A 7,733-nucleotide genomic window follows, 5' to 3' on the forward strand; every position below is an offset into this window, starting at 1 on the left:
GGTCTGCTACATCGGCTGCGGCGTCACCACGGGTATTGGCGCGGTGCTGTTCACGGCCAAGGTGGAAGCCGGTGCGTCCGTTGTGGTGTTCGGGCTGGGCGGTATCGGCCTCAACGTGATCCAGGGTGCGAAGATGGTCGGCGCTGACAGGATTATCGGCGTGGACATCAACCCCGCACGCGAAGCGATGGCGCGCAAGTTCGGCATGACCGATTTCGTCAACCCGAACGATCTGGGACCGGATGGCGATATCGTGGGCCATCTGGTGGAACTGACCGGTGGCGGGGCGGACTACTCGTTTGAATGCGTGGGCAATCCCACCCTCATGCGGCAGGCGCTTGAATGCGCGCATCGGGGCTGGGGCGTGTCCACCATCATCGGTGTTGCGGGTGCGGGACAGGAAATCAGCACGCGCCCGTTCCAGCTCGTGACCGGACGGCGGTGGATCGGCTCGGCCTTCGGTGGCGCGCGCGGGCGTACGGACGTACCCAGGATCGTTGACTGGTATATGGAAAACCGCATCAACATCGACGACCTGATTACCCACACCCTGCCGCTGGAGCGCATCAACGAAGGCTTCGACATGATGGCCCGTGGCGAGAGCATCCGTACCGTCGTGGAGTTCTGATATCATGAGCCAGACTGACACCACATCTCCCGTCACGACCCGTGAAGAACATGCAAGCTGTGGCGGCAGGGTCGGGTTTTACGCGCACGCCTCCACCAGCCTTGGTCTGGAAGCCCGCTTTGGCCTGTTCCTGCCTCGGCAGGCGCTGGCAGGCGAACGTGTGCCGGTCGTGTTCGTGCTGGCGGGCCTGACCTGCACGGAGGAGACATTCCTTATCAAGTCCAATGCCGTGCGCTTTGCAGCCCGGCACGGGCTTGCGCTGGTTGCATCCGACACGTCCCCTCGTGGCGCCGGTGCGGCAGGGGAGGATGACAGCTACGATCTGGGCACGGGGGCCGGGTTTTACCTCGACGCCACAGCCGAGCCGTGGCGGGATCATTACCGCATGGGGACCTATATCGGTCAGGAACTGCCTGCATTGATCGAGACGACTTTTCCGGTTGATGGCGCAAGGCGTGGGATCATGGGTCATTCCATGGGCGGTCATGGTGCGCTGGTCCATGCGCTGCGGGCGCCGCAGGCATGGAAGTCGGTTTCCGCCTTCGCACCCATCTGCCATCCTGCTGCCGTGCCATGGGGTGAGAAAGCATTTACCGCCTATCTTGGTCCCGACCGGACGACATGGGCGCGCGAGGATGCGACGCTGCTGCTGGAGGCCGGGCATACCCACCCGACGGAGATACTCGTCGATCAGGGGGAAGCCGACCAGTTCCTGCACGACCAGCTCAAACCCGAACTGCTTGAGGCAGCGGCGGCAAAGGCAGACCAGAAGCTGAAGCTACGCCAGCATGCGGCGTATGATCATTCCTACTGGTTCATCCAGTCTTTCATCGCCGATCATATCGACCATCACGCCGCCATCCTGAAGGCAGGCTGAACGGAAGCCCGCATCGGGGCGGGGCCGCGGGATCATTCCCCGATCAAGTGGAGGACGATCTCGCGCCGATGCGGGCGGCTGCGATGTTCAAACAGGTAAAGCCCCTGCCACATCCCCAGCACCGGCCGGCCATCCGCGACAGGGATGGTTAGCTGCGTATTGGTCAGCATTGTGCGCAGATGGGCGGGCATGTCGTCGGGGCCTTCATCTTCATGGATGTAGCGTCCCGGTGCTTCGGGCACGAGGGATTCGAAATACCGTTCGATATCCTCGCGCACCGTGGGATCAGCGTTTTCCTGCACCGTAAGGGATGCAGATGTGTGGCGGCACCACAGGGTCAGCAGGCCGGTTTCGATCCCGCTGTCATGCACCCAGTCCAGAACCGGCCGGTCGATGGCGACCAGCCCCTTGCCACGGGTCGTAACCTGAAGGCTGTGCAGTTCCTGGCGCATGGTGCCGCCTTTCGTGGTTATTTCAGAAAGCCCACCAGCGTTTCCGCCTCGGATACGATGGGTTCCGCAATCGCACCCGCGCGGCGTGCGCCATCGCGCAGCGTATCGCACAGGAAGCCCGGCTCCTTCAGCAGTCGCTCCGTCTCCGATGCGATGGGGCTGATCGCGTTGACCACAACATCCGTAAGGGCGGTCTTGAACGGACCAAAACCCTGACCACCAAACTGGCCCAGCACATCAGCGATGGTCGTGCCGGACAGCGTGGCGTAGATGGTGACCAGATTGCGTGCCTCCGGCCGGTTTTCAAGTCCCGCCACTTCTGATGGCAGGGGCTCGGAATCGCTTTTGGCGCGTTTGATCTTGAGTGCGATTGTATCCGCGTCATCCGTCATTTCGATCCGGCTCTGGGCGGATGGATCGGATTTGGACATCTTCTTGCTGCCATCGCGCAGGCTCATCACGCGCGCGCCCTGCGGCGGGATCAGGGCTTCAACCTGCGGGAAGAACTCAACGCCGTAATCATGGTTGAATTTCTGGGCGATGTCGTTGGTCAGCTCAAGGTGCTGTTTCTGGTCATCACCAACGGGTACCACCGTGGCCTTGTAGGCAAGGATGTCGGCAGCCATCAGGTCAGGATAGACATACAGCCCGGCGGAATGTTTCTCCCGGTCCTTGCCTGCCTTGTCCTTGAACTGCGTCATGCGGTTGAGCCAGCCGATGCGTGCCACGCAGTTGAAGATCCACCCCAGCCGGGCATGCGCGCTGACGGCGGACTGGTTGAACAGGATATGGCGCTGCACATCAATGCCCGACGCAAGCAGGACGGCAGTCTGCGCCAGTGTCTGCTGGCGCAGCACCTTGGGGTCCTGCCAGGTGGTGATGGCGTGCATGTCCACCAGACAGAAGATACATTCATGATCCTGCTGCAATGCGACCCAGTTGCGTATTGCACCCAGATAATTGCCAAGCTGCGGGATACCGGTCGGCTGAATGCCGGAAAATAGGCGTTGCATGAAAACGTTTTCCGTTTTTTTGCCCGTACTGGTCAAGATGCGGGACGGTCAGGGCAGGGGATACGTGGCGTCAAGATGGCGGCGTTCTTCTGCCACCTTGCCCGATGCCAGTGGCTGGGCGCGTGCGGTGGCGACTTCCTCCGCCCGGAATACGGGGGCAGGGTAGGTATCGCCGCGCGTGGCGAGATAGCTGAGGATGGAGGCGATTTCCTCATCCGACAGGTGGGCGCGGAAAGGTGGCATGGAGAAGTTGTAGTGCACGCCCTGAATATCCAGCGGACCGTTAAGGCCGTTAAGCAGCACGTCAATCAGGTAATGCCTGCCTTCCGCCGTGGTGGCGATGCGGTCCACACGGCCCGATACGGGCGGGATTTCTCCCTTCATGCCTTCACCGCCATGGTGGCAGATACCGCAATTGGTGCGGTAGCGCGCGACCCCTTCCTGCCCATGGCGGGTGCAACCCGCAAGCACGATCATCGCGCATACCATCACCGTCCTGTGCATGTTGCGCACAAGCATTCCGGTGTCCATACCCATTTCCGCTTTTCGCTTTCCTGTGCCGTTACATAAGAAAAAAGCCATTCACCCGATGGATGAATGGCTTTTCCGGCCTAGTGTCCGTTGGGTGCCACACCCAGCAACTGTATCTTGAAGATCAGCGGGCTGTCCGGCTGGATCACGCCCATGGATTTATGTCCGTAAGCCAGTTCAGGCGGGACATACAGCATCCATGTATCACCCACATGCATCATCGGCACGGCTTCCTGCCAGCCCTTGATCACCATTTCCAGCGGCATCTGCATATAGGCGCCGTGGCCATGCTGGTCGGAACTGTCGAAGATGCCACCATCGGGCAGGCGGCCTTCATAGATCACCATGACACTGTCATTGATGGTCGGCTGCGGTGCGTCCTTCGGCCCGGATTTCAGGACCTTGTAGGCCAGTCCGTCCGGCAGTGTCTTGACGCCGGGCTGCTTGCGCACGTTGTCCATGAACTGCGCGGGGGTGAGTTCCGGCTGGTCATCCGCTTTCGAGCCGCCGCATGCCGCAAGCGGCAGGGCCAGCGCGCCCGCAACAAGAAGGGGAATGACACGCGAAAAACGTTTCATGACACCTCGGCCAGAAGTTGAAGAAGGAAGAACGGGCAACAGATCAGAGCGAACCGCCGCGGCGGCCGATCTGGGCGCCCAGCCGCAGCCGCAGCGCGTTCAGCTTGATGAAGCCCTGCGCATCGGCCTGATTGTATGCGCCTTCGTCATCCTCGAAGGTGACGACGCGGGTGTCATACAGGCTGTTGGGGCTTTCGCGGCCCACGCAGATCACATTGCCCTTGTACAGCTTGAGGCGGACGCGACCGGTCACGGAATGCTGGCTCTGGTCGATGAGCGCCTGGAGCATGCGCCGTTCGGGCGAGAACCACAGTCCGTTATAGATGATTTCGGCATAGCGCGGCATCAGGCTGTCCTTGAGGTGCATGGCCTCGCGGTCGAGCGTGATGCTCTCGATGCTGCGATGCGCGGTCAGCAGGATCGTGCCGCCCGGCGTTTCGTAAATGCCGCGCGACTTCATGCCCACGAAGCGGTTTTCCACCAGATCAAGGCGACCGATGCCATTGTCGCGGCCCAGCTCGTTCAGGCGGGTGAGCAGGGTGGCGGGAGACATGGCGACGCCATTGATCGCAACCGGATCGCCCGAGACGAAATCGATGGTGATTTCGGTGGGCTTGTCGGGTGCGGCTTCCGGCGAAATGGTGCGCTGGAACACGATTTCCTCGGGGCCGACCGCCGGGTCTTCCAGCAGCTTGCCTTCGGAGGAGGAGTGCAGCAGATTCGCATCGACCGAGAAGGGGGCTTCGCCGCGCTTGTCCTTGGCGATGGGGATCTGGTGTTCCTCGGCAAAGGACAGCAGGCGCGTGCGCGATGTCAGATCCCATTCACGCCACGGAGCGATGACCGTGATGTCGGGCTTGAGCGCGTAATAGGCCAGTTCGAAACGGACCTGATCATTGCCCTTGCCGGTGGCGCCATGGGCCACGGCATCGGCGCCGACCTGTTCGGCAATCTCGATCTGGCGCTGGGCGATCAGCGGGCGCGCGATGGACGTGCCCAGCAGGTACTGCCCCTCATACAGCGCATTGGCGCGGAACATCGGGAAGACGAAGTCCTTGACGAAGGTCTCGCGCAGGTCTTCGACGAAGATTTCCTTCACGCCGAACATCTCGGCCTTGCGGCGGGCCGGTTCCAGTTCCTCACCCTGCCCCAGATCGGCCGTGAAGGTCACGACCTCGCAGTTATAGGTGGTCTGGAGCCAGCGCAGAATTACAGAGGTATCAAGACCGCCCGAATACGCGAGAACGACCTTTTTGACATCCTTGGCGGCCATGGAAGAACGCTCCTGTAGACAAAACTTTGACAATGCTTTGCCGGGTGAACCGGCGGCCTGTTCTCCTAGCACCCCATGGCGCGGGCGACCAGAAGTGAAGGGCGGATTTTTACGTCATTCCGCCGTATCGGGAGCATCATCCGTACGGGCGGCACGACGCACGCGCTGGCTTTCGGTGCGGAGCTGGCCACATGCGGCAAGGATATCGCGCCCGCGCGGCATGCGGATGGGGGAGGCAAAGCCCGCATCCATCACGATCTTCGCGAAGCGCTCAAGCTGTTCACGGGTGGAAGGGAGATAGCTGCTGCCGGGCCACGGGTTGAACGGAATCAGATTGACCTTGGCCGGTATGCCCGAAATCAGTCGCACCAGTTCACGGGCGTCGGCTTCGCTGTCGTTGATCCCCCGTAACATGATGTATTCAAACGTGATGCGTCGCGCGTTGCTGGCGGCGGGGTAGCGGCGGCAGGCGGCAATCACCTCACGGATGGGGTATTTGCGGTTCAGGGGCACGATTTCATCACGCAGGTCATCGCGCACCGCATGCAGCGATACGGCCAGATTGATGCCCAGTTCCGCGCCGCACTGGTCCATCATCGGCACTACGCCGGATGTGGACAGCGTGATGCGCCGGCGTGACAGCCCTATGCCTTCACCATCCATGATGATGCGCATGGCCTTGGCCACGTTGTCGTAATTGTATAGCGGCTCCCCCATGCCCATCAGCACGATGGTGGACAGCAGGCGTGGGGTTTCCCCTTTCGGGCTGGGCCATTCGCCATAACTGTCGCGCGCGGCCATGAACTGCCCCACGATTTCCGCAGACCCGAGGTTGCGCACCAGTGCCTGCGTGCCGGTATGGCAGAAGGTGCACGACAATGTGCAGCCCACCTGCGAGGAGATGCAAACCGCGCCACGGTCTTCCTGCCGGTCGGGGATGTAGACGGTTTCCGCCTCCTGTCCGTCACGGAAGCGGAACAGGAACTTGCGCGTGGAATCCTGCGATGTCTGTTCCGTCACTACGCCGGGACGACCGACGATAAAACGTTCGGCCAGTTTTTCCTGCAGGGGACGGGCGATGGAACTCATGCGTGAGAAATCGGTCACGCCCTGATGGTATATCCAGTGCCACAACTGCTTGGTGCGGAATGGCTTTTCGCCGATTTCCACCATGATGTCCGTCAGTTCCTCACGCGAGAGGCCGACAAGGTCACGCCTGCCATCGGGCAGGGCGGCGGTCGGCGGTGCGAACTGGGCCGACTTGGCGCGGATGCGCAGCCGTTCCTCGTCATTGAGGAGCGAGGCCGCCGCCCCGTCATGTGACCGGGAAGGTGAGGTTACGGGGGCTGCGGACATCACGGTGCTGCCTATGTTCTTCATGTCATTTATGGGGGAAGGGAACGCATTGCGTTCTTTTTTGCCTGTGTATCACAACCCGCATACGGGATGCGACAGCCGATCAGCCGTCCCGGCGCGCGGCGATCAGGAATTCCCGGTTGCCCTCCGGTCCGGTAATCGGGCTGGGATCAATGCCCAGAACCGTCCATCCGGGCAGGTCAGACCACCACTGGCGGATCATTTCACATACTGCGTCATGCACTGTCGGGTCGCGCACCACGCCCTTGGCGCCGACTGACTCCCGCCCTGCCTCGAACTGGGGCTTGATCAGCGCAATGGCCCATGCCCCCGGTGCGCACAGCGCCAGCCCAGCAGGCAGGACAGTGCGCAGGCCGATGAAACTGGCATCGCATACCAGCGCCTGCACCGGATCTGGAATGATGGTGGCATCCAGCGCCCGCGCATTGCATTTTTCCAGCACGACAACCTGTTCGTTGCTGCGCAGTTTCCATGCAAGCTGGCCGTGACCGACATCCACGGCATAGACCTTCGCGGCCCCTTCATGCAGCAGCACATCGGTAAAGCCGCCGGTTGAGGCGCCCACATCCAGACAGGTCAGCCCGGCGGGCGAAAAGCCGAAATGTTCCAGCCCATGCGCCAGCTTGATCCCGCCGCGCGAAACCCATGGATGGTCCTGACCCTTGAGCATGAGCGGCGTATCTTCCGCAATCTGCTCGCCCGCCTTGGCGATGCGCCGGTCGGATGTATAGACCAGTCCGGCCATGATGAGCGCCTGCGCCCGGGTTCGGGTTTCCACCAGTCCCCGGTCCACCAGCATCTGATCGACGCGACGTTTCGCCATGCGCTTGCCTGCCCTGACCGAACCGGGTTCAGGCCATCTGCCGCGTCTGTGGCACGCCAAGCGCCTTCAGCGCGGTCGCCACGATTGCCGCCGCATCCAGCCCTGCCTCGATATATTGCGCATCCTGCGTGTTGTGGTCGATGAAGCGGTCGGGCAGGGTCATGGGGCGGAAGCGGACACG

The 7,733-nt window shown here is 61.9% G+C and carries 9 protein-coding genes; 2 read left to right on the plus strand and 7 right to left on the minus strand.

Annotated features, from left to right (window positions below; genetic code table 11):
• Together CFR79_RS14820 and fghA are read left to right on the plus strand one after the other, a co-directional pair.
• Positions 1 to 628, plus strand: a 628-nt coding sequence (locus tag CFR79_RS14820; RefSeq protein ID WP_146220131.1) for a zinc-binding dehydrogenase, incomplete at its 5' end; no start/stop codon positions are given.
• Between the two features lie 4 nt (positions 629 to 632).
• Positions 633 to 1,505, plus strand: coding sequence for an S-formylglutathione hydrolase (gene fghA, locus CFR79_RS14825; RefSeq protein ID WP_110548412.1), 873 nt, complete (start codon positions 633 to 635; stop codon positions 1,503 to 1,505).
• Positions 1,506 to 1,537: 32 nt separating this feature from the next.
• Here the strand turns inward: fghA and CFR79_RS14830 are convergent, their stop codons facing one another.
• The 7 genes from CFR79_RS14830 to CFR79_RS14860 all read right to left on the minus strand — a co-directional run bounded on the left by CFR79_RS14830 (position 1,538) and on the right by CFR79_RS14860 (position 7,552).
• Complete coding sequence (locus tag CFR79_RS14830; RefSeq protein WP_110548413.1) at positions 1,538 to 1,957, minus strand: secondary thiamine-phosphate synthase enzyme YjbQ; 420 nt, start codon at positions 1,955 to 1,957, stop codon at positions 1,538 to 1,540.
• A gap of 17 nt (positions 1,958 to 1,974) precedes the next feature.
• Positions 1,975 to 2,970 (minus strand): tryptophan--tRNA ligase, encoded by a 996-nt coding sequence (trpS, locus tag CFR79_RS14835; protein WP_102323496.1) that lies wholly within the window; start codon positions 2,968 to 2,970, stop codon positions 1,975 to 1,977.
• A gap of 48 nt (positions 2,971 to 3,018) precedes the next feature.
• Positions 3,019 to 3,489: a c-type cytochrome gene (locus CFR79_RS14840; protein ID WP_181417460.1), complete on the minus strand. Its 471-nt coding sequence runs from the start codon at positions 3,487 to 3,489 to the stop codon at positions 3,019 to 3,021.
• Positions 3,490 to 3,581: 92 nt separating this feature from the next.
• On the minus strand, positions 3,582 to 4,079 hold the full coding sequence (locus tag CFR79_RS14845; protein ID WP_102323498.1) for an FKBP-type peptidyl-prolyl cis-trans isomerase: 498 nt from the start codon (positions 4,077 to 4,079) through the stop codon (positions 3,582 to 3,584).
• A gap of 43 nt (positions 4,080 to 4,122) precedes the next feature.
• Positions 4,123 to 5,352, minus strand: coding sequence for an argininosuccinate synthase (locus CFR79_RS14850; RefSeq protein WP_102323499.1), 1,230 nt, complete (start codon positions 5,350 to 5,352; stop codon positions 4,123 to 4,125).
• Positions 5,353 to 5,466: 114 nt separating this feature from the next.
• Complete coding sequence (gene rlmN / locus CFR79_RS14855; protein WP_110548416.1) at positions 5,467 to 6,708, minus strand: 23S rRNA (adenine(2503)-C(2))-methyltransferase RlmN; 1,242 nt, start codon at positions 6,706 to 6,708, stop codon at positions 5,467 to 5,469.
• Positions 6,709 to 6,811: 103 nt separating this feature from the next.
• On the minus strand, positions 6,812 to 7,552 hold the full coding sequence (locus CFR79_RS14860; RefSeq protein WP_110548415.1) for a TlyA family RNA methyltransferase: 741 nt from the start codon (positions 7,550 to 7,552) through the stop codon (positions 6,812 to 6,814).
• Between the last annotated feature and the right edge of the window lie 181 nt (positions 7,553 to 7,733).

Origin of the sequence: Komagataeibacter saccharivorans, from assembly GCF_003207825.1 — a bacterium.
GTDB classification, from domain to species: Bacteria; Pseudomonadota; Alphaproteobacteria; order Acetobacterales; family Acetobacteraceae; genus Komagataeibacter; species Komagataeibacter saccharivorans.